The organism is uncultured Bacteroides sp., from assembly GCF_910586915.1.
Taxonomy (GTDB): Bacteria; Bacteroidota; Bacteroidia; order Bacteroidales; family Bacteroidaceae; genus Bacteroides.
Genome location: NZ_CAJULN010000005.1, coordinates 96,104 through 113,559 on the forward strand (window position 1 = coordinate 96,104; position 17,456 = coordinate 113,559).

11 protein-coding genes are annotated in these 17,456 nt (G+C 45.2%); 7 read left to right on the plus strand and 4 right to left on the minus strand.

Annotated elements, in window-relative coordinates; all coding sequences use genetic code 11:
* The 7 genes from QZ331_RS03720 (at position 1) to QZ331_RS03750 (ending at position 11,786) form a co-directional block, all read left to right on the plus strand.
* Positions 1-1,656, plus strand: a complete 1,656-nt coding sequence (locus tag QZ331_RS03720; protein ID WP_294628183.1) for an AMP-binding protein — start codon at positions 1-3, stop codon at positions 1,654-1,656.
* A 230-nt stretch (positions 1,657-1,886) separates the two neighbouring features.
* Positions 1,887-4,061: a polysaccharide lyase 8 family protein gene (locus QZ331_RS03725; RefSeq protein WP_294628185.1), complete on the plus strand. Its 2,175-nt coding sequence runs from the start codon at positions 1,887-1,889 to the stop codon at positions 4,059-4,061.
* A complete protein-coding gene (locus tag QZ331_RS03730) occupies positions 4,061-6,538 on the plus strand; it encodes a DUF4922 domain-containing protein (protein ID WP_294628187.1) in 2,478 nt (825 codons plus the stop codon). Before QZ331_RS03725 ends, QZ331_RS03730 begins: the two co-directional genes overlap by 1 nt.
* Positions 6,535-7,857, plus strand: a complete 1,323-nt coding sequence (locus QZ331_RS03735; protein ID WP_294628189.1) for a SpoIID/LytB domain-containing protein — start codon at positions 6,535-6,537, stop codon at positions 7,855-7,857. Before QZ331_RS03730 ends, QZ331_RS03735 begins: the two co-directional genes overlap by 4 nt.
* 15 nt (positions 7,858-7,872) lie before the next feature.
* Entirely contained in the window at positions 7,873-9,138 is a 1,266-nt protein-coding gene (locus QZ331_RS03740; protein ID WP_294628191.1) for an MFS transporter, read from the plus strand.
* Between the two features lie 384 nt (positions 9,139-9,522).
* Positions 9,523-10,686, plus strand: a complete 1,164-nt coding sequence (locus tag QZ331_RS03745) for a site-specific DNA-methyltransferase (RefSeq protein WP_294628193.1) — start codon at positions 9,523-9,525, stop codon at positions 10,684-10,686.
* Positions 10,687-10,691: 5 nt separating this feature from the next.
* Positions 10,692-11,786, plus strand: coding sequence for a CfrBI family restriction endonuclease (locus QZ331_RS03750; RefSeq protein ID WP_294628195.1), 1,095 nt, complete (start codon positions 10,692-10,694; stop codon positions 11,784-11,786).
* 454 nt (positions 11,787-12,240) lie between these two features.
* On the opposite strand, the gene QZ331_RS03755 is transcribed toward QZ331_RS03750, so the two are convergent.
* The 4 genes from QZ331_RS03755 to QZ331_RS03770 are packed head-to-tail and all read right to left on the minus strand — an operon-like array spanning position 12,241 to position 17,436.
* Complete coding sequence (locus QZ331_RS03755; RefSeq protein ID WP_294628197.1) at positions 12,241-13,332, minus strand: thioredoxin domain-containing protein; 1,092 nt, start codon at positions 13,330-13,332, stop codon at positions 12,241-12,243.
* 21 nt (positions 13,333-13,353) lie between these two features.
* Entirely contained in the window at positions 13,354-14,946 is a 1,593-nt protein-coding gene (locus QZ331_RS03760; protein ID WP_294628199.1) for a PKD-like family lipoprotein, read from the minus strand.
* Between the two features lie 9 nt (positions 14,947-14,955).
* The gene (locus QZ331_RS03765) at positions 14,956-15,870 is read right to left on the minus strand and encodes a DUF4843 domain-containing protein (RefSeq protein WP_294628200.1); all 915 of its coding nucleotides are present in this window, start codon (positions 15,868-15,870) and stop codon (positions 14,956-14,958) included.
* A gap of 15 nt (positions 15,871-15,885) precedes the next feature.
* Positions 15,886-17,436 (minus strand): RagB/SusD family nutrient uptake outer membrane protein, encoded by a 1,551-nt coding sequence (locus tag QZ331_RS03770; protein ID WP_294628202.1) that lies wholly within the window; start codon positions 17,434-17,436, stop codon positions 15,886-15,888.
* Positions 17,437-17,456: the final 20 nt, after the last annotated feature.

Genomic DNA, 17,456 nt, shown 5'->3' on the forward strand with positions numbered 1-17,456 from the left:
ATGGTAGAAAGATTTTTATCACAGACCTCTTTCAGTTCGCAAGAGGACTTCAAGAAGAACTTCAAAATAAACGTTCCGGAAAACTTCAACTTCGGCTATGACGTGGTAGACGCCTGGGCTGCCGAGCAACCCGACAAAAACGCACTGCTTTGGACAAACGACAAAGGCGAAAGCCGCCAGTTCTCATTTGCCGACATAAAGCGGTACACGGACATGACCGCCTCTTACTTCCAAAGCCTGGGCATCGGTCGCGGCGATATGGTGATGCTGATTCTGAAACGCCGCTACGAGTTTTGGTACAGTACCATCGCTCTACACAAATTGGGGGCAACGGTTATCCCCGCCACTCATCTGTTGACCAAAAAGGATATCGTCTACCGTTGCAACGCCGCCGACATCAAAATGATTGTGGCTGCCGGCGAAGGAATCATCCTGCAACATATCAAAGACGCTCTGCCCGACTGCCCCACTGTCGAAAAACTGATTAGCGTCGGACCGGAAATTCCCGAAGGCTTCGAAGACTTCCACCGGGGAATAGAGAACGCCGCTCCATTCGTGCGCCCGAGACGTGCAAATACCAACGACGACATCTCGCTGATGTATTTCACATCCGGCACTACCGGCGAACCCAAAATGGTAGCACACGACTTCACCTATCCGTTGGGACATATCGCCACAGGCAGCTTTTGGCACAACCTGGACGAAGAGAGCCTTCATCTCACCATTGCCGACACCGGTTGGGGAAAAGCCGTATGGGGAAAACTGTATGGGCAATGGATTGCCGGAGCCAACATCTTCGTGTATGACCACGAGAAGTTCACGCCTGCTGCCATCCTCGAAATGATACAGAACCATCGCGTCACCTCTCTCTGCGCGCCGCCCACCATCTTCCGCTTCCTGATTCACGAAGACCTGATGAAGTTCGACCTCTCCTCACTCAAATACTGCACCATCGCCGGAGAGGCTCTGAACCCCGCCGTATTCGAAACATTCAAGAAACTAACGGGTATCAAGCTGATGGAAGGCTTCGGACAGACGGAAACAACCCTCACCGTAGCCACCATGCCGTGGATGGAGCCGAAACCAGGAAGTATGGGACTGCCCAACCCGCAATACGATGTAGACCTGATAGACTGCGAAGGTCGCTCGGTCGAAGCCGGAGAACAGGGCCAAATTGTTATCCATACAAGCAAAGGCAAGCCCCTCGGACTTTTCAAAGAGTACTATCGTGATGCGGAACGTACACGCGAAGCATGGCACGACGGTATCTATTACACAGGCGACGTTGCATGGAAAGACGAAGACGGCTATCTTTGGTTCGTAGGTCGTGCCGACGACGTTATCAAAAGTTCCGGCTACCGCATCGGCCCCTTTGAAGTAGAAAGTGCCCTGATGACTCACCCCGCCGTTGTGGAATGCGCCATCACCGGAGTACCCGACGAGATTCGCGGGCAGGTAGTAAAAGCTACGATTGTGCTGTCGAAAGAGTACAAAGCACGTGCCGGAGAAGAACTGATTAAGGAGTTGCAGAATCATGTGAAGAAAGTAACTGCTCCTTATAAATATCCGCGCGTAATTGAATTTGTCAACGAGCTTCCCAAGACTATCAGTGGCAAGATTCGCCGTGTGGAAATCAGAAAAAACGACGAAAAATAAACAGACTCCTTAATAGAACGAGGATATACATACATTTCCCAAACGGAATAGTGTATGTATATCCTCGTCTTTGTATCCCCCACTAACACACGAAATTCAGGAACCAAATCATCAGAAAACAGATATTGGGCAAACATCGGCACAGGTTTTTCTCCATCCGGTGTCTATAAATCAATATTTATACTTACATTTGCCACTATATTTATTACAACGTATCAAACCTCAATAATATGAGAATCACTTTCCACATCATTATCTTATTACTAACCGTCCAATTATTGACAACCCACACGGCAGCAGCCAGTACAAACAACGGGACGCCGCACTCTCCCAATGACGTATTTGAAACATTAATGGAAAAGATAAGAACGGACTTCGCACAGAATCCGCATATCGACAACATACTGCACAAGTACGATGACGGCAAAGGATGCTTTACCGACATAGACTACGGCCGTCGCGACCGCACCAACTGGGAACCCCTCATCCACATAAACCGGCTCTACGATTTCGCCTTTGCCTACACGCATCCGCAGAATACATATTATCAGAACGAAGATATCTACAACAAGATAGTAAAAGGCTTGGAGTATTGGTACGAACGCAATCCGCACTGCAACAACTGGTGGTACAATCAGATTGCCGAACCGCAGAAAATCGGTATATTGCTTATACAGATGCGCACCGGCAAAAAACAACTTCCTCCCGCACTGGAAACGAAAACCCTGCAACGCATACGCAAAGAAGGAGGACACCCCGCCAAATGGACAGGTGCCAACCGGACAGATATCGCCCTGCACTGGATTTACCGGTCGTGCCTGGAGAAAAACGAAACCGACCTGAAAACAGCCCTTGAAAATGCTTATAGCCCGATAGAATATACGGTCAAGGAGGGATTCCAGCATGATAACTCCTACTTCCAGCACGGTGTGCAACTTTATATCGGAGGATATGGCGATGAAATCCTGAAAGGAATCACCCAAGTAGCCATATACACGCAAGGAACCCCCTATGCATTGAGCGATGAAAAGATACAACTCCTCAGCAAATTCATGCGCGGAACTTACTACCAGACCATACGTGGAAAACATATGCTCTTCGACGTGCTCGGCAGAGGAATAAGTCGGAAAAACATTACCGACAAGAGTGCCACCGCCCTGTTTGCCCAACGGATGATTGTCTTAGACCCGAAGCACGCCGATGAATACAAGGCTATCATCGCCCGCCTGGAAGGCGAGCAGCCTGCCGACTACAAGTTGCAACCGCTGCACACCCACTACTTCCGAGGCGACTATACCCTGCACGTACGCCCAGGATATACCTTCGACGTACGTATGGTATCCAACCGAACCATGCGTTGCGAATATGGCAACGGAGAAAATCTGAAAACGTATTTCATGTCAGACGGCTGTACCAATATAGTGACGCAAGGAGACGAATATGCAGGTATTTTCCCTGTATGGAACTGGTGCAGAATCCCCGGTACCACTGCTCCGCAACTGGATACGATTCCAATGGCGCCGAGCGACTGGCAGACCAAAGGAACGTCGGTTTTTGCCGGCGGCGTATCCGACAGCCTCTACGGAGTGTCCGTCTACGACTATACAGACAACTATGCAGGTATCAACACTCAAGCTAAAAAGGCGTGGTTCTTCTTCGACAACGAAATAGTGTGCTTAGGAGCAGGAATCCATTCCTCTGCCCAAGCCCCTTTATACACCACTATCAACCAATGTCTGCTCAACAATACGCACATACTGTTGTCACAACGCAACAGACAGTCAACCATTAAAGAAGGAGAATTCTTCCACGACTCACCCGACTGGATATGGCACAACGGAATCGGCTATCTCTTCCCTCAAGGGGGCAAGATATTCCTAAGCAACCGGCAGCAAAGCGGCTCGTGGTACGACATTAACCGTACCCAGCCCAAAGAGATGCAACACCGGGATGTCTTCACACTCGGATTCGACCACGGAACCAACCCTCGCAATAACTCTTACGCCTATATCATTGCCCCCGGAATAACTTCCCCCCGGCAGATGGAAACATACAACAAAAAGAATCCCGTCGAAATCATAGCCAATACGGACACCATGCAGATTGTAAGACACAAGAAGCTGGGCATCTGGCAAATGGTATTCTACCGTGAAGGTACGTTCAGCCATAAGGACATCACCATACAGGTAGATAAGCCGTGTGCTTTAATTATCAAAAATATCTGCCGCGATCATGCAGAAATGCATATCGCCGACCCCGCACAAAAACAATCGTGTATCAAAGTAGACATATGCATCCCTAAAGTTTCAAAAAACATCCGAAGTATCTTGTGTGATTTCAAACATACAGCTCTCCGCGCCGGTGCATCTCAAAAATATCTTATTACCCGTAATAAAACAAATTAATGAAAACAACAATCAACTGTTTCCTTCCTTTCGGCCGATTGGAAGAAACTATGCAGACGGTTAAAGAATTGCGTGCATCTGCGCCGGTAGACAAAATTTATTTATTGGCTCCGCCAATGACCGATGTTTGCATCCCCGACTGCGAAGTTATCACTGTAGAGAATGTGCAATCCACACAAGCTATGCAAGCTATTGCCGCACACTCCGACAAGACATATACCTTGCTTTACACCAAACGCACTGCACTCAAAATGATTCCGTTTGCTCTCGAAAGAATGACACAAGTGATGGAAATGACACAGGCAGGTATGGTCTACGCCGATCATTATCGGAAAGTGGACGGTATACAGCAACCGGCTCCGGTCATCGACTATCAATCAGGCAGCCTGCGGGATGACTTTGATTTCGGTTCCGTATTGTTGTTTGACTCCAACGCTTTTAAGAACGCCCTAAAAGATACTGAAAAAGATTACCAATATGCCGGATTGTATGATTTGAGACTCAACATATCCCAAAAGAGTCAATTAATACATATCAACGAATATTTATATACGGAAGTAGAAAGCGACAAGCGCAAAAATGACGAAAAGCAGTTTGATTATGTAAATCCTAAAAACCGTCAGATACAGATTGAAATGGAGCACGCCTGCACCTGTCATCTGAAGAAGATTGGCGGACTTTTAGATTTGGAGGCCAAGCCTGCCGACTTTACCGGTTACGACTTCGCCTACGAAGCTTCTGTCATTATTCCCGTACGTAACCGCATCCGTACCATTCGAGAAGCCGTCCGCTCGGCTTTAAGCCAACAGACTTCCTTTCCGTTCAATGTGATTGTTATCGACAACCACTCAACAGACGGCACCACCGAAGTTCTTCGCGAACTAAGTGCCGACGAACGGCTGATTCATGTGATTCCCGACAACGATGACCTGAACATCGGCGGATGCTGGAATGTGGGTATCCACCATGAGAAATGCGGAAAATTCGCCGTCCAGCTCGACAGTGACGATATCTACAAGGACGAACATACGCTGCAAATCATTGTCGACACCTTTTACAAGGAGCAATGTGCTATGGTAATCGGCACTTACATGATGACCGATTTCGATATGCACGAAATAGCACCGGGCATTATCGACCATAAAGAATGGACGCCGGACAACGGACGGAACAACGCTTTACGTATCAACGGTTTGGGAGCTCCGCGTGCATTCTACACTCCCCTGCTCAGGGAAATCAAAGTGCCGAACACAAGCTATGGAGAAGACTATGCTCTTGGACTGAGATTCTCGCGCGAGTACCGGATAGGCAGAATATACGATGTGATTTACCTTTGCCGCCGGTGGGAGGGAAACTCAGATGCTGCGTTACCTATTGAGAAAATCAACCAAAACAACCTGTACAAAGACCGGCTTCGCACATGGGAACTGGAACAACGCATCCGGCAACACGATACCACGCCAGAGAACATCTGCGAAGAAATCGAACAACTATACCAAAGACAAATCCTTTCATGGAAACTTGCCAAGGGAAACCATCAGGCTTTGGAGCAGTATCGGACACAGACAAAAATCATCGCCGATCTGATAGATGATACCTATATAGAAGCACAGTTGTTCCCGAACCCGAAGCGCATCCTGTCGACCACCGCACAGACAGATGCTACCTCCATCCAGTCACGCCCTTGTTTCCTCTGCCAGACAAACCGCCCGCAGGAACAAGAGTGCCTCAACTACAGGAATTACCAGATATTGGTAAATCCCTATCCCATTTTCAAACAGCACCTCACCATCGTCGACAAAGAACACAAACCGCAATCCATAGCCGAACGTTTTGAGGACATGATGGATTTGACCAATGTCATGAGCGAGTATTTCCTCATGTACAACGGTCCGGAATGTGGTGCTTCCGCTCCCGACCATGCTCATTTTCAAGCCTGCAGCAAGGGAGAGAGCTTAAGTGGAATGTGGTACGAAATCAGAAACGACTTCACGGTATTGACAGACAACGAAACGCTGAACATAACTTATGTAAGCGAACCGGTCAAATTAATCAATATTAAAGCAGACAGCAAGGAAACAATGTCTGCCGCCTTCCATCAGATTTACGACATCTTGGCCGCCGACAGCAACGGCAAAGAACCCATGATGAATATTTTAGCCTGGTATGGGCTGGACAACACCAAAGAATATTTCGAAGAGGATTACGACAGCGAATTCGAGGAGGTAGCCGACCTTCCTTATAGTTGCCTTATCTTCTTACGCAGCAAACACCGTCCAGAGTGTTATTATGCGGAAGGAGACAAACAGATTCTCGTCAGTCCTGCCATCGGCGAAATGAACAGCATATTCCCGATTGTGCGTGAAGAAGATATGAAGAAATTAACTCCTGAAAAGATTTATGAAATCTACAAAGAAGTATCCATATCCGAAGAAAAATCGCAAGAAATCACAGAACGCATCGAAGCCTTATTATGACAGAACCTCAAATAGCAGTCGGCATCCTTTCGGAAAAAGAGATTCGTTTCTCTTTTCCGGAAGTTTTCCTCTCTTCGGACGGAACATCAACCTCCGGAGCACAGCAAGCCGTTTGGCAGAAAGGGAAAATCCGTTGGCAGAACAAAGAGTACAACGAATTATCCTTCACTCCCCTACAGCGTGCTTCTTCTTTCTTTGAACTGCAAGACGTAACCATTGGCATCAACTTCCATTGGGAACGTAAAGAAATTCAACAATTTGCCGGAGAACTGAAGATTATTGTCGAGGGCAACCGGCTGACTGCTATCAATCTAATTCCTGTCGAAGAGTACCTCACCAATGTTATCTCATCGGAAATGAGTGCCACTGCTTCACTGGAACTGCTGAAAGCACACGCTGTCATCTCCCGAAGCTGGCTGTTGAACAAATTGAAAACAGAAAAGGAAAAGCCGGCCAGTCCGGCTATTTCCCAATTCCCGATTCTCAATTCCCAACTACTCAAATGGTACGACCACGAAGCCCACAAGCACTTTGATGTGTGTGCCGACGACCATTGCCAACGTTACCAGGGAATGACACGTGCTTCAACGCCGCAGGCTGTTGAGGCCGTTTCCGCCACACGGGGGGAAGTGCTGATGTACGAAGAGAAGATTTGCGACACACGCTTCTCCAAATGCTGCGGCGGTGCTTTCGAGGAGTTTCAAAACTGCTGGGAATACGTAAAGCATCCCTATCTCACCGGACAACGGGACAGTCGGACGGAACGCCGCCTGCCCGACCTGACCATAGAAACCGAAGCCGACCAATGGATACGTACTTCGCCCGTTGCATTCTGCAACACACAGGACAAGAAGATGCTCAACCAGGTTTTAAACACCTACGACCAAGAAACAGCCGATTTCTATCGATGGAAAGTCAGCTACTCCCAACAGGAATTGTCCGAACTGATTCACCGACGTTCGGGAATTGATTTCGGAAAAATCATAGATTTGATTCCCGTGGAAAGAGGAACCTCCGGCCGCCTTGTCCGGTTGAAGATAGTAGGAACGTTGCGTACGCTCACCATCGGGAAAGAGTTGGAAATACGCCGCACCCTATCCGCCTCCCATCTTTACAGTTCCGCCTTCGTTGTAGACAAGGAATACACGGAAGAAGAGCCTGAACTCCCCTCCCGCTTTATCCTTACCGGTGCGGGATGGGGGCATGGAGTGGGGCTTTGCCAAATCGGCGCCGCCGTAATGGGAGAGCAGGGCTATACCTACGAAGAGATACTGTCGCACTACTACCCCGGCAGTACGATTGAGCGACCATATACCTAAAGTCAGACCGATACCATGAAAACACCGACCTCAAAAAGGAACCCCTGGAGCTGGATTCCAACTCTTTACTTTGCCGAAGGGCTGCCTTTCGTAGCAGTAATGACCATTGCCGTCATCATGTACAAGCGCTTGGGATTGTCGAACAGTGAAATAACCCTTTACACCTCGTGGCTTTATCTCCCCTGGACAATCAAACCTCTATGGAGTCCTTTCGTCGATTTGATCAAGACGAAACGCACTTGGATTATCGCCATGCAGGGACTTATTGCCGCCGGATTTGCAGGAATTGCCTTTTTTATTCCCACGCCCCACTACGTACAGTCTACACTTGCCTTTTTCTGGCTCTTAGCGTTCAGTTCCGCCACGCACGACATTGCAGCAGACGGTTTCTATATGCTTGGACTCAACAACAAAGAACAATCTTTCTTTGTAGGTATCCGCAATACATTCTACCGGCTTGCCAATATCTTCGGACAAGGAATTCTGGTGATGCTGGCAGGATGGCTGGAGACATCGCATAACAATATTCCCTTAGCCTGGAGCATTACGTTCTACCTGATGGCAGGAATATTTATCGCGCTCACCCTCTATCACCGTTTCGTCCTCCCCCGCCCCGATTCCGACACCAGGCGCCCCGGCGTGGCAACAGGGGAGTTGCTGAAAAATTTCCTGCTAACCTTCGTCTCTTTCTTCAAGAAAAAACAGGTCGGACTTATGTTCTTCTTTCTGCTCACCTACCGGTTAGGAGAGTCGCAATTGGCCAAGATAGCCTCTCCTTTCCTGCTCGACGCTGCGGACAAAGGCGGCCTGGGATTATCTACGGCAATAGTCGGAATGATTTATGGCACGATAGGCGTCATCGCCCTGTTGGCCGGAGGGATTATCAGCAGCTTCCTTGTTTCGCGAGACGGATTCAGAAAATGGTTACTCCCTATGGCCTTAGCTATCAACTTACCGGACATTTTGTATGTGTGGATGGCTGCCACCACTCCGGACAACCCCATCTACATAGCCATTTGCGTTGCCATCGAGCAGTTGGGCTATGGATTCGGCTATACGGCCTATACACTTTATCTGATATACATCGCGGAGGGTGAGCACAAGACGGCCCATTACGCCATCGGCACCGGATTTATGGCACTTGGAATGATGTTGCCGGGAATGCCCGCAGGATGGCTACAGGAGCAACTCGGATACACTAATTTCTTCATTTGGGTGTGTATCTGCACAATACCCGGTATTGCCGCTTCGCTTATGATTCGCAAGCAAATAGAGAGATAAAAGAAGGTATCGAAGCGCTGTTTTCACCCGTCCCATCACTGATTTGCAGCGCATATATGTCCAATACGCAGAGAAGGTCTGATAGATGGCCTCATTAAGCTAGTTGATTTTCAGCGATATACTTCCCAAAATAGCAAATCCTAAAGAGAAGGTTATATGGAGGTCGTAAATAAGCCAACTAACTGCAAGTAATAGGTATATAATTCTTTTGAAGATAAATCTCTAAAATATAACATCTTTCAAAGATGTATTATGCATAGACATTAATGGCGTATGAAAGGAGTACATAACTCCCTACATACGCCACTTTTTAAGTTTCACGAGCAGCAGAAGTGAAATATTGAGGAATTTTACTTATCTTTGACAAGATTATACAAGGTATATATGAGGAAGAATAAAAAAGACAATTATAGAATATCAACGGTTAAGTATGCGAAGTCAGTAGCCTTAGTGTATATCAAGGAATACGAGCTTGATAAGGTAACCAAATTTGGCTTGCCAGAGATAGATGACCGTTTTGATATATGGAGAGTGCCTGTTTTATCTATGGATGGTGCTAAAATTGGCGAAATAGTAATTGATGCCATTTCATCCTTTGTTGATATCAATAAAACTACAACAAAAGAAATCTTAGAAAATAGACTTTTAGGAAGGAAACCTCTCTCGTCATCAAAGAAAAATTGTAAGAGAACACCTAAAATCTCTATGTTATCCAACACCATTCGTATGGGTGATTCGGAAGAGTTACTAATGGATATGCCTAACGAATGTGTTGATTTAGTATTTACTTCTCCCCCATACTATAATGCTAAGCCAGAATATGCTGAATATCTTTCTTATGAAGAGTATTTGTTGAAAATGCGTAAAATAATCCATCAATGTGCACGTGTTTTGAATGAAGGTCGTTTCTTTGTACTAAATGTTTCACCTGTCCTTATTCGTAGAACAAGTAGGAATGAAGCGTCAAAACGAATCGCTGTGCCGTTTGATTTTCATAGAATTTTCATTGAAGAAGGATTCGAATTTATAGATGATATTCACTGGGTAAAACCTGAAGGTGCAGGGTGGGCAACTGGACGAGGTAGGAGATTTGCAGCAGATAGAAATCCTTTGCAATATAAACCTGTGCCCATAACTGAATATATACTTGTTTACCGAAAGAAAACAGACAAACTCATAGACTGGCTAATTAGAGAGCATCCAGATCAACAGGCTCTTCAAGAGTCAAAAATTGAAGATGGTTACGATGTTACAAACATTTGGAAAATCACTCCTGTTCATAATAAGCACCATCCAGCGGTATTTCCTGTTGAATTAGCAGAAAAGGTTATTAAGTATTATTCCATAAAAAATGATGTGGTTTTAGATCCATTCGCAGGAACAGGAACGACAGGTAAAGCTGCGATAAAACTAAATAGACGCTTTGCTCTACTTGAACAGGATGAGAAATATGTAAACCTAATGAAAACTGATTTTGTTCATCTGACAAATCTGATAAACATTGATTGGGTTAATATAGACTTAAATAATAATGTAACTTTATTCTAACAACAATGAAACTATCAGATTGTATTGCTCCACAAGGATTGAGTTTGGTTAAATATAGTGGTAAAGAGTTTGTTGACAAACTGGGGCTTGAGATTGTTCAAGGTGTAGTTGCTTCAATTCTCAAAGGAAGGAATGTTCGTGATTTAACGGAGAGTTTAACACAAAGAAGAGTGTTGCTTGTGAGCACTTCTATTATTGTCACATATTTGAAGGGCCTTTCATCTTTTCAAGATTTTGAAGAAACACTGAATGATTTGGTTAAGAAAAATGTCAGGATGAGGCTCTCGTCTGAAGAGAAAACATATCTTTTATGGTTCATCGGACTTACTGGTAAAAGTATTCAGAATGTTATTAGAGGTACTCAATTAGAAAACTACATTGACGTCTTTGATGCAAATTTGAGTGAAATATGCGCCGACATTGAGGATACTTATGGAGATATTACGCTACAAGTCAATTACAACGAGCAGGGGTATTTTTTTAAATGGAAGAACTTATTAAGATGCTTACTTGCGGCTGGAGCTGCTACTCTTACCGTAAGAGGGTCTGAAAAATCCTTATATGGAAAAACATTTGAAAAGTTTGTTTTGGGCTCAGTTCTAACTATTCTCGGTTTTAATCATATAAAAAAGTCGGATGTTGCCAAGTCAGATAAGGTTTTTTGGTTATCTGAACGATTGGATAAAAGAGAAAGTGATGCAACCTTATTAATAAAGGCTGGTATTGGTGTTAGATTTGATATCGGTTTCATCGGTAAGGGAAATACTGAAGTAAGCCTTGATAAGGTTTCTCGTTTTGAACGTTTTCTAGATCTTGGAAAAAAAACCTATGCAACGACAACTATCATCCTTGTCGATAATATAGGTGCAAATAGTAGAATTGTTACTATGGCGAGAGAAATTGATGGATACATTTTACAGATGAGGGAAACATATTGGGTATATAGTTTGGCAACAATACTAAATAAACGATTTGGTTATCACTCTGAAATTCTCAATTATACAAAGGAACAATCGTTAGCCTATATTGACGAAAAGATGCGTAATGTTAATCTTAATACATTTTTTAGAGATGACGAATCAATAGATATAGATGAATGAGAAAGTGAACTAAAATTCCAGTAGATATCTCCTAAATCGGGATATTCCTAAAATGGGATATTCAGTAAATGTTCCTTTTTCTAATAAATCAAGAGAAAAGTTTTAGTTTACGTGAACTTTTCTCTTGATTTTTTAGTTCAAATCCCCCATTCTTCTATCTTTTTATGGAATATTATTTAACGTCAGTTCGATATAACTTAAAACAATGTAAGTTGCCTGTCTTTGATGAATTCTATATCAATGACGGACAACTTGCTATCTTTTGATCTTATATCGAACTCACGTTATTTACATATTCTCTTTTTTCCTTCCCAACCATGCATTATGTATATGTCTTTTTTAGGGATATTCTCATCTTATTTCAAGGGAGCAATACTTCAAACACTATCACCGGAATATATCTACAAACATTTGCTCTCTTCTGTAACAACCTGGTTATTAACCCGTAAAAGTTTCATTTCTTATTCATCCGCGACTCGATATCCTCCAACGCACGGCTGGCAACGGATATGCAACTCGGCACCATTTCGCGCAAATGATTGCGTATGAATTCGGACATCCGCTTCAAAATAGCCACATCGTCCGTCTGAATCAGGCGTGTCAGATTCATTATCAGCAAACTGCGGTCGGCCTCTTCCAATCCGTCATATTCTTTCACGCACATATCCACATAGGCCTCATCATCGCAAATCAGCCTTCCTTCGATCAAGCGGAACATCGGGGCGTATTTGTACTCCTTGTCCAGTCCTAGACTGCAAATCTCGTTTTTCAACGTCTGATACTCTTCTTCTTTATAAAGATTGGAACGAAGCTGGTAGCCGGAGAAATACATGATTAACTTCGCACGATACAACCGAGCTACTCTTTCTGCAATCTCTTCCTTCACCGCCGCATCAAACTCATCGCGATGTGCCACCATAAAACGTGCCTTTGCATCGTCTATGTTGAGCGTATAGCGAGTGAAGAGGAAGGTATTCACCGCCTTGAGGCGTTCGGCTTCGGACAAGGATTCGAAATAATTGTTCACTATCTCAAAGCCCTCCTTCTCTTTTCGCTGCTCCATCATGTGCAATGCGTAGTTATTCACCAGTTCCGGCGTACGTTCGCCTGCCTGATAACGCTCTGCCATACGCTCTGGCGTCTGTTCGGGGTCCAGTCCCGCCTTCAGCTTCGCTATAAATGCATCGCCGTCCATCGCACCTTTCAGTTCCGAGCGCACTTTTTCGTCCGTATCGAGGATAATAAAGGTGGGATAAGCCTTCACCGCATAACGGGCTGCTAACTCCTTGCCCTCTTTTTCGGCATTCAGCTTAAGACAGACGAAGTTCTTATTCATAAAGTTGCCGACATTCTTCTGCGGGAATGTCTCACGTGCCATCTTCTTACAAGGACCACACCAGTCTGTATAAAAATCAATAAACACTAGCTTCTTCTCTTGGCGGGCAGCATCCATCGCTTCCGAAAAAGAGAGCGAACGGAAATTCGTTTGTGCCAGCAACGGGAAAGACAGGCCTATCGCCACGGCGATCAATAACAATTTTTTCATTCTATTCTGCTTTTAATAAATTTATAAACTTGAATTACGGTATTCCACTTTCACTACTTTCAGATTCGTTTTCCACGGATAACTTTCCGTACGATAAGTGTGCGGTTCCACAACAATGTCGTTCGGGTCGTCTTTGATGGTATATTTAGAAACCGTACCTTTTTGAGATTCGCTATAGGTAGCTACGATAAAATCGGTCGGAGTATCGTTGGAATGGGCATCCATAGCCAAATAGGTAATTTCTCCCTCCATCGTTGCTACTTTCTTGGCGATGTTGCGCACATAATCGTAAGCCCACAAATCGGCTCCTACCGCATAAAGAATCACAGGTTGCACGGAGAAGAAGGCATAATGGCCGGCTTTATCAAAATCCGTAGCCACGGCTTTATCAACCGTGCGTGCCAATGACTTGCTTACTCCTGCTGCTCCGTATCTGGTTACTTTGAATTTATAGATGTAATAGTCGCCATTGGCATCGTTCATCAACGCATACGAGTATCCTCCGCTAAATCCGTTTTCGCCATACACCAAATCACGGACAGGGGTGTACTTATTTTGGTCGAACCAGAAAGGCGATTCGGAATCAGTGCATTTCACAGTATGGGTAACGGCATAACTTGCCGCATTCTGAACCGTAAAACAATGATTGGTTTCGTCAAAGAAAGCCACCGCCTGCAAATAGGTAGAGTTATCCTGATAAAACACATAAGGAGAAGGTTTGTACAACACAGAAGTATTCGCATCATATCGGTTCATCGGATTGCCGTATGCTTCGGAAGAGAGCAACGAACCACAAAAGAAAGCATCTCCTTCGGTAAGCAACACCCGCCAGCTACGTGCCCGGTTCATATTGCTCGAACCATAAGGATGGGGAACGATATCGGCAAAATTCAACGGACGCGTCACCTCAAGAGTGGGGAATACCATTTTGTCCAGCGATACATCTTCCAATACTCCGAACTTCTCCAACGAAGACGAATGTTCCAAAGAGTACGCACCGTTTTCCGCCGTTGCCCATAAGTTGACTACATGAGGAGTAGCATACGTACCTGTGAAAACGATGTTTCCAGCTTTCTTCAATCCCACAGTGTTATCAAACAAATCTGCCATCATCGTAGTGTCACGTCCTTCAATCATACTCACAAAATCCATACCACACGTACCGTCTTCCTTATCTCCCCACAAATAGAAACCGCGGACAAAAGGACTCAACACAGTCAGCGAAGCCACCTTCTCCCATTGCATACCGGTCTCCTTGTCCGTAGCACGAAAATAAAGACGATAGTTTCCGGAAGGAATATCCAGTGGATACTCCAAATCCTTTTCTGTGCTAATCACCGTATGCTTATGCGCATTCTCCGTCACTTCCTTGTTACAAAGATACCACTGATAATCGAACTGATTCTCGTCGCTACCCGACAAAAGCCCTTTCAATGTGACCGGAATAACCAATGTCTCCTTATAACCGACGTTATAATATTCATCCTCAATACCGCTTATTTCCAACTCGTTAATCGGAGAAAGCGAATCATTTCCCTTGTCGGCCGTACATGAAGCCAACCCCAAAGCTGCAAGCCCAATGCACAGTATTTGTATTTTTCTCATTGCCATCATAATTTTCGTTTATTTAAAATAATCTTCTGGTTTCGTAAAAGGCGCCCAGCCTTTACTGCCCCCTAAAGTTGTCACATTGCTAACATACATCATTGTTCCGTCTTCATCCAGCACTACTGTTTCACGCGACTCTGCCATCTCCAGCAAGTACGCAGCTACAGTCTGACTGATGGCTTCGGCTCTTGGCATAGGCATTACCGTTCTGTCGGCGTAGTCTGCCACTGTCGTATTTGTCAGCTCCATAATCAGACGGAATTTCTTTGCCGAGAAATTACCGAAAAGCCCGATTCCCGTTCCACCTTTATCCTGTCCATACCATCCGCCCGAAGAGGTCAGCCCGTCTGCGCCACGCGGCATGGAGAGCACATCATAAAAGAATAAATTATGGATGGACGCATCATGATTGCCCGAAAAAGCCACATTGTCCGTCGGGCTGTAGACACCGGGATAATCTCCATAATTCTCATATCTCAAATCGAAATGTTCGTTGGGAAGCAACTGCAATTGTAACTGCAAGGTATCCTCGTTCATCTGCTCGGAGCGATGTACCGTAAACTTCACTTCCGTGCTTGTCTCTCCCGCCTTAATTACATACTCATCCTGCAATCCCGTGAAGTCGACTCCGCCGACAGCCGTCGTACTATCATTGTTTACAGACAACCGGAAAGAACGGTCATACTCCTTCAGCGTGCCCGAAGCCATCACTTTCAACGACAGTTCAACGTCATCCTCTACGATTGTTCCGAAAGAGATATCCGTATAAAACTGATGCCCCCACAAAGAAGGAAGAATATGGGTAGCCCCCCTACGTACATCAAAATAAAGGCAATCTTTTCCTTCGTATCCCATTAGTTCTTTCTCACAACTCGTCAATAGGGAAAATATTCCCATCAAAGTGCAACCTATTAATATATGTTTCTTCATACGATTTCGTTTTTATTATTCAGATACTACGCGTTTATCCATTTCCACTTCCGGCATCGGCCATACATAATTCTGCATATCTATTGCTACGGTACTTTTCACCGCATTTCCACTCCAGTCTTTCTTAAAACCGTTGCCTGCCAATATGGAAGGCATGGCGTGGCGTTTATAATAGAAAAACAACTGGCCTTCGCCTATCACTTCGCGCATGAATTCATTGGTGATATACTCCTGTATGCTCGCTTTCGTATCACTCTCCGTCAGTGTGAGGTTCACACAGTTACGAACTGCCCGAATGGCATTCACATAACCCACGGCTTCTTCCAAGTCGTCCGTACATTCGGCGGCAATCAGATATATCTCACTCATCCGTACAAGCGGAATCATGTAACGATGTGCGGCTGCGGTCACTCCTTCGTACTTATTCAGACAGAGCACCTTGTGCGAGCCTACCGTACCCCCTTCTTCGTCGCTTTGGTTCACCTCTTCCACTTTCCACATATATTCTCTCCGCAAGTCGCCCATGTCATCAAAATAATAGGTCAGCTTGGATTCGGCATTCCCCTCTTCCAGTGTCTCTCCCTGAAAGCAGAGAATCGAATTCAGGTTTACCGACCGGTTGAACATCCGGTCAAACAGGTTCGTACGCGAAGTGTTGTAAAGCGAGAATATCACCTCCGACGAGAAAAGAAGGTCGGGATTGAGCGTTGTCGTAACCGCCGCTTTTTTCGTCCACGGGAATATTTCCTTTTCCTCACTCTCTGCAATCAATCCCTTCGCTGTCTGATAAGCCTTCTCCTTGTCGCCTACCCAAAGATACGCCCTTGCCAACAAGGCCTGCACAGCAAAATAATTCACCCGATATTGCCGGTAGCGCAAGTTGGTATTTTCATTCGGATTGTCGGAAGCACCGTTCAATACACCTTCCGTGCGTATCCTGTCGTCTTTCAACAAATCCGCAGCCGCATTCAGGTCGCGTATCACCTTTTCCATCACCGTCTTTGCCGGCAACAAAGGCTGTATATCCTTCGATGAAGTTTCCGCATAAGGAATCGTGACGGTTTCTGCCGTATTCTCTCTATAAACAGGGCCGTACACGCGCATCAAGTCAAAATGAAAGAACGCACGCAACGCCAGCGCCTCCCCTTTCACGTAAGGATAGTAAACGGCATTCAAGGCAGACCCCGCCTCGTCGCAATGCTCCAAGAGAGTATTCAAATTGGCTATCAATTCATATTGCGTGGTCCAAAGTGCATTGGAAGTGCTCTTAAACTGTTCCGGCTGATAATTTGCATAAGCATAATAAGTATGTGTACTGTTTTTCGACACATCGTAATACTGTGCCATTACGTCGATAGCGCCCATTGTCAGCGTCGACGAGTAGTTCTCGTTCATCTTGGCATAAACCCCGTTCAGAGAAGACAAAAAACCTTCGTTTGTTTCATACAACTTGTTTTCCATTATGGAGTCTTCCATATCAACAGCCAGCCAATCGGCACACGACGTGAAAGACGTTACCAACATTAGCGCCATCGCTCCTGCCTTTATTTTATCTTTTGTTATCATAAAACTCTTAATTTAAACGG

What these genes read in the sequence shown, in the direction of transcription:
- QZ331_RS03720 (WP_294628183.1), top strand. Translation starts at nt 1, where the DNA reads ATGGTAGAAAGATTTTTATCACAGACCTCTTTCAGTTCGCAAGAGGAC.
- QZ331_RS03725 (WP_294628185.1), top strand. Translation starts at nt 1,887, where the DNA reads ATGAGAATCACTTTCCACATCATTATCTTATTACTAACCGTCCAATTA.
- QZ331_RS03730 (WP_294628187.1), top strand. Translation starts at nt 4,061, where the DNA reads ATGAAAACAACAATCAACTGTTTCCTTCCTTTCGGCCGATTGGAAGAA.
- QZ331_RS03735 (WP_294628189.1), top strand. Translation starts at nt 6,535, where the DNA reads ATGACAGAACCTCAAATAGCAGTCGGCATCCTTTCGGAAAAAGAGATT.
- QZ331_RS03740 (WP_294628191.1), top strand. Translation starts at nt 7,873, where the DNA reads ATGAAAACACCGACCTCAAAAAGGAACCCCTGGAGCTGGATTCCAACT.
- QZ331_RS03745 (WP_294628193.1), top strand. Translation starts at nt 9,523, where the DNA reads ATGAGGAAGAATAAAAAAGACAATTATAGAATATCAACGGTTAAGTAT.
- QZ331_RS03750 (WP_294628195.1), top strand. Translation starts at nt 10,692, where the DNA reads ATGAAACTATCAGATTGTATTGCTCCACAAGGATTGAGTTTGGTTAAA.
- QZ331_RS03755 (WP_294628197.1), bottom strand. Translation starts at nt 13,332, where the DNA reads ATGAAAAAATTGTTATTGATCGCCGTGGCGATAGGCCTGTCTTTCCCG.
- QZ331_RS03760 (WP_294628199.1), bottom strand. Translation starts at nt 14,946, where the DNA reads ATGATGGCAATGAGAAAAATACAAATACTGTGCATTGGGCTTGCAGCT.
- QZ331_RS03765 (WP_294628200.1), bottom strand. Translation starts at nt 15,870, where the DNA reads ATGAAGAAACATATATTAATAGGTTGCACTTTGATGGGAATATTTTCC.
- QZ331_RS03770 (WP_294628202.1), bottom strand. Translation starts at nt 17,436, where the DNA reads ATGATAACAAAAGATAAAATAAAGGCAGGAGCGATGGCGCTAATGTTG.